Genomic DNA, 429 nt, shown 5'->3' on the forward strand with positions numbered 1-429 from the left:
GGCGCGTGAACGAGGCCTCGGTCGGCTTGGCGGCGTACCAGCCCCAGCCGGTAAAGATCTTGGCGAGCCCCGCAATGTCGTCGTGGGTGTAGGTGGGCTGGCTCAGGTTCGGCGTCCCCGAGCCGTCCAGCGCGAACAGGCCGATGGACATCAGCTGCATGATTTCGCGGGCGTAGTTCTCGTCCGGATGCCGGGTCGGGTCCTTGTCCGCTTCGGTATTGCCGATGATGTTGAGATACATGCCCATCCCTGGCGACAGGGTCACCGCTTCGAGCAGGTCGCGATAGTTGCCCAGAGCACGGGCGCGCAACATGTCGTAGTAGGCGGCCCCGATGCGCGGCGTGATCTGCGAGCCGGTTCATGACAGAGGGGTCGAGATAGACGGAGAGGCGTTGCTTGCGGGGTGGTTTCGTCACGGGCGTCTCACAG

1 protein-coding gene is annotated in these 429 nt (G+C 64.6%); it reads right to left on the reverse strand.

The window, feature by feature from the left end; all coding sequences use genetic code 11:
* Positions 1 to 310 (reverse strand): DUF1800 family protein (locus AACY45_RS28850; RefSeq protein WP_339548889.1); only part of this gene is annotated, 310 nt, incomplete at its 3' end.
* Between the last annotated feature and the right edge of the window lie 119 nt (positions 311 to 429).

The organism is Pseudomonas sp. RA_35y_Pfl2_P32 (assembly GCF_963970735.1).
Lineage (GTDB): Bacteria > Pseudomonadota > Gammaproteobacteria > Pseudomonadales > Pseudomonadaceae > Aquipseudomonas.